Here is a 537-nt window from a genome sequence, read left to right on the forward strand (position 1 = left end):
TGTTTTTATAGTGTTCAATCAAGCTTGGGAATATATTATCGTCAATGATATACTCGACTCCTTCGCTTTTCATTATTTCAAAAGCCCAAAGCATACACTCATAAATAAGTTTATTATCTAAGTCTTCAATAAGCGATATCTTTTTATGGATATATATTACGTCTTTTACTGATGAAATGAAATTATTAAAATATATCTCGTTATCTTCGATATTGTCAGTAATAAATTCATAAAGTAGTTCTCTTATGTCTGTTCTACTACCACTGCCAGCATATGAATATATTGGAAAGTGAGATAACGTTATATATCTACGCAAAAAATCTGCAATTGATGAAGAAGTTACATCCGATTTTCTTTTCTTATTACTAAAGAAGCAGTTAATTATATCTACTACAGTATCTTTGTTCGATTCTAGGTACTCTTTTATCACAGTCGTTAAAGAGTCTTCATCGTACTTAGCATTATCTAATTCCATTGAGTTAATAGGAGTTATACCTGTGTTATATCTTCTAAATATTTCCTTTTTGATTTTGTCTT

1 protein-coding gene is annotated in these 537 nt (G+C 28.9%); it reads right to left on the reverse strand.

The genetic code is table 11. The features are described from left to right. A partial coding sequence (locus R7Z77_RS28085) for a hypothetical protein (protein ID WP_318137399.1) occupies positions 1-537 on the reverse strand: 537 nt, incomplete at both ends.

This window comes from Vibrio sp. 1401 (genome assembly GCF_033340295.1).